4 protein-coding genes are annotated in these 3,453 nt (G+C 72.6%); 2 read left to right on the top strand and 2 right to left on the bottom strand.

Annotation, left to right across the window (positions count from 1 at the left end; all coding sequences use genetic code 11):
* Positions 1 to 1,830: amidase (locus HY68_RS08510; RefSeq protein ID WP_052457041.1), on the top strand; the 1,830-nt coding region annotated here is incomplete at its 5' end.
* Positions 1,827 to 1,991 carry a hypothetical protein gene (locus tag HY68_RS42650; RefSeq protein ID WP_157874299.1) on the top strand — a complete coding sequence of 55 codons (165 nt, stop codon included), beginning with the start codon at positions 1,827 to 1,829 and terminating at the stop codon, positions 1,989 to 1,991. The genes HY68_RS08510 and HY68_RS42650, both read left to right, overlap by 4 nt.
* A gap of 78 nt (positions 1,992 to 2,069) precedes the next feature.
* Here HY68_RS42650 and HY68_RS08505 read toward each other — a convergent pair whose 3' ends face one another.
* Positions 2,070 to 2,681, bottom strand: coding sequence for a TMEM175 family protein (locus HY68_RS08505; protein WP_041986440.1), 612 nt, complete (start codon positions 2,679 to 2,681; stop codon positions 2,070 to 2,072).
* 79 nt (positions 2,682 to 2,760) lie between these two features.
* Positions 2,761 to 3,453 (bottom strand): mandelate racemase/muconate lactonizing enzyme family protein (locus HY68_RS08500; protein ID WP_041986437.1); only part of this gene is annotated, 693 nt, incomplete at its 5' end.

Genomic DNA, 3,453 nt, shown 5'->3' with positions numbered 1-3,453 from the left:
TCAGCGGCGACCGCCGCCCCCGCCCTCGCCGCGGCACCGCCCGCCGCCGCCACCCCCGCCGCTTTCGCCGCCGCGCTCCCGAGCGTGTCGGGCATCAAGAAGCGCTCCAGACTCGTCGACTACGAGGTGATCGAACTCGCCGCGCTGCTGCGGGCCGGGGTCACCACCTCCGTCAAGATCACCCAGGCGTACCTGGACCGGATCGACCGCTTCAACGGCCCCTTCGAGACGTACGCCGACAACGGCCTCTACAACGCCTTCGTCCGGGTCGACAAGGCCGGCGCCCTGGCCCAGGCCCGGGCGGCCGACGCCCGGTTCGCCAAGGCCGGGCAGCACGGGCACGGGCATTCCGGCGGCCACGGCGACGACGACCTGCCGCCGCTGCTCGGTATCCCGTTCGGCATCAAGGACTCCGTCGCCGTCAAGGGGTTCGAGGCCAAGGACGGCAGCCACGCCTTCGACGGGAACGCGGCCCTGCGGGACGCGACCGTCGTCCACCGGCTGCGCGAGGCCGGTGCCGTGATCCTCGGGCACACCATCTGCTCCGCCTTCTCCGGCTCGATCACCGGCACCTTCGCGGGGAACGCCTGGGGGCTGAAGTACGTACCCGGCGGCTCCAGCCAGGGCTCGGGCGTCGCCACGGTCGCGCGGCTCGCCGCCGCCACCATCGGCGAGGAGACCGGCGGCTCGATCGTCATGCCGTCGGCCGCCAACGGCGCGAGCGGCATCAAGCCGTCGCTCGGCACGTCGTCGGTCGCCGGGCTGATGCCGCTGTCGCCGGGGTACGACGTGCTCGGCCCGATCGCCCGGTCCGTACGCGACGCCTCGCTCATCCTGTCCGTCATGCTCGGCCCCGACCCGGCCAACGACCCGCTGACCCTCGCGGCCCCCGACCCCTTCCCCGCGATGCCGCTCACCCCGCGCAAGGGCCGCAAGCCGCTGGCGGGGATCACCATCGGCATCCCGCAGACGGACTGGATGCGCACCGGCGCAGGTGTCCAGGTCGGCGTGGCGCCGCAGGACACGTACGACGACGACCACCGCGCCGCGTTCGAGCGGCTGCGCCGCCAGCTCACCTCGCTCGGCGCGAAGGTGAAGGAGTTCGCGGGGCTCGACGTGACGCAGGCGGAGAACGACCCGTACTTCTCCAGCTCCGACGTGCTGGCCACGGTCGACGGCTCACCGGTCTCGCCGTCGTCGGCGGTGCTGAGCCCCAACCGGTACGAGATCCGGTACTGGGACGCGGTGAAGGACTTCGCCGCCACCCGCCCCGCCGACCAGGCGAAGACGCTCCAGTCCCAGTACGGACGGCGCGCCCCCGGCGAGTCGGCGGCCTCGTTCGAGTCGGCCACCCGGTTCGGCGGCGCGATACCGGCGTCCGTACGGGTGGAGGGCGAGCACCGGCGCCGTACGCTCCAGGCCAACTACCAGGCGGCGCTGGACGACGCGGGGGTCGACTTCATGCTCGTGATGAGCCTGGGGGCGCAGATCGGCCCGCGTACGGGCAACGGCTTCCCGGTCTACCGGGCGTACTACCAGCTCCCCAACGCCCTTGCCTGGCCGATGGTCTCGTTCCCCGTCGGCTACGACAGCACGGACGCGGGGCTGCCCATCACCGCGCAGTTCTGGGGGCCGCGCTTCAGCGAGCCGGAGATCGTGCAGGCGGCCATCGACTACCAGGACAACTACCCGGAGTACCACAACGCGGCCCCGCCCGACCCGCGTCCGGCGTCGGCCGCCGAGCGTGTACCGCGCGCCCTGACGGCCGAACTGCCCGTGCCGCCCGAGCTGTCCAACGACCCGCTGATCGCCGAGGAGGCCCTGCGATGAGTTTTCTGACCGTGGGCTGGGAGCCGGTACTGAACGCGGGGCTGCTGCCGCAGCACCCGGGCGACGGCGACGAGCCGGTGGCGACGGTGGGCTGGCTGCCGAAGCTGGGGACGGCGTTCTACCCGTACCCGCACGACGACCCGGAGGCGCCGGAGGCCTGACGGTCCGTCAAGTCCGGTGCGTGTGCCGGGATACCGGGCGGGCCCGCTCCGAGGTCGGTCGGAGCGGGCCCGCCGCCGTCAGGCCCGCTTCCTGGCGCGGTGGGCGAGGACGAAGCGGAGCGGGACCAGCAGCACCAGCGTCCACAGCGCGCCCCTCGGCGAGGCGAAGGCGATCAGCAGCGCCGCGCCGAACACGACGACGTTCGACACCAGGTCGGTGATCAGGTTCCGGTGGGCGGGCTCGGGGCCCGATCCCGCGGCGCGCGGCTGGTAGTGGATCGTGCGGAGCACCGCGATCTGGAGCAGGTCGATCACGATGACCGTGGCCGCGTAGATGACCACGGACAGGGTCTGGGACGCGTACTCCGACAGCAGCGTGGTCGGGAACGGCAGCAGCGCGATGGCGCCGAGCCCGGCCAGGGAGAGCCGCAGGGACAGGCCCTCGACGCGCTGGGCGAGTTGCAGGATGCGCCGGTGGTCGCGCCAGAAGCCGGCGAGGATCGCGAAGCTCAGCGCGTACGCGCCGATGTGCGGCAGCAGGTCCTCGACCATGTCCTGGAAGTGCGGCCCGTCCAGGTCGGGCGTGACATGGATGTCCAGCACCAGCAGCGTCATGGCGATGGCGAAGATCCCGTCGGACAGCGCGATCAGCCGGACCACGTTCCGCTCGTCCGCTCTGCTGTCGCTCATCGCCCCAGCCTGACCGTGCCGGTCCCGCGGACCGCCTCATTACGCCTCTCGCGGGCACGCCGGTCCGCTCCCACGGCGCTCACGCCACCCGCAGATCGGCGATGGCGTCCTCGTCCCACTCGATGCCCAGGCCCGGGGTGTCCGGAGGGATCACCTCGCCGTTCTCGATTGTCAGCGCGCTGCGCGTGATCGCGCCCAGCTGCGGGATGTGTTCGACGTACATCCCGGCCGGTACGGCGCAGGCCAGGCTCGTGTGCAGCTCCATCAGGAAGTGCGGGGCGACCCGCACGTTGAAGGCCTCCGCCGCGTGCGCGACCTTCAGCCACGGCGTGATGCCGCCGATCCTGGCCACATCCACCTGCACGATGCCGGCGGCGCCCGCCGTGAGGTATTCGGCGAAGTGCCCCGCGCTGTAGACCGATTCGCCCACGGCGACGGGGACGGAGGTGGCGCGCGCCAGCAGGGCGTGGCCGGTGACGTCGTCGGCGGGGAGGGGCTCCTCGAACCAGGCGATGTCGAGCGGTTCGAAGGTACGGGCGCGACGGACCGCCTCGGCGCGGGTGAGCGACTGGTTGGCGTCCACCATGAGTTCGAAGGCGGGGCCCACGGCTTCCCGTACGGCGGCGAGCCGCTCCGCGTCCTCGACCGCCGTCGGCCTTCCGACCTTGAGTTTCGCGCCGCGCAGCCCGGCCGCCTTGGCCGCCGACACGTTCGCGACCAGCTCCTCGGTCGACAGGTGCAGCCAGCCGCCCTCGGTGTCGTACACCGGCAG

The sequence above is a fragment of the Streptomyces sp. AcH 505 genome (assembly GCF_000818175.1).
Taxonomy (GTDB): Bacteria; Actinomycetota; Actinomycetes; order Streptomycetales; family Streptomycetaceae; genus Streptomyces.
Note: the sequence above shows the minus strand (reverse complement) of the source record. Positions and strands in the feature narration are given on the sequence as shown.